Raw genomic sequence first — 318 nt, 5'->3', positions numbered from 1 at the left:
GTCCCCACCGGCGGCCACCCTGCCACCGACGACATCCGCGACCACCTCGCCCGGCACCTCCCGGCGTACATGATCCCGTCGGTCTTCGTACCGATGGACCGGCTGCCGCTGACCCCCACCGGCAAGGTGGACCTGCGGCGGCTGCCCACGCCCGACCTCGGCACCGGCGGCGGGGAGTACGTGCCGCCGCGCGACGACGTCGAGGCGGCCCTGGTGACGGACTTCCGGGACGTGCTGGGCGTGGAACGGGTGGGGGTGCGGNGACAACTTCTTCCACCTCGGCGGGCACTCGCTGCTCGCCACCCGGCTGGTCTGGGC

Source organism: Micromonospora sp. NBS 11-29 (assembly GCF_002140155.1).
Lineage (GTDB): Bacteria > Actinomycetota > Actinomycetes > Mycobacteriales > Micromonosporaceae > Micromonospora.
Note: the sequence above shows the minus strand (reverse complement) of the source record.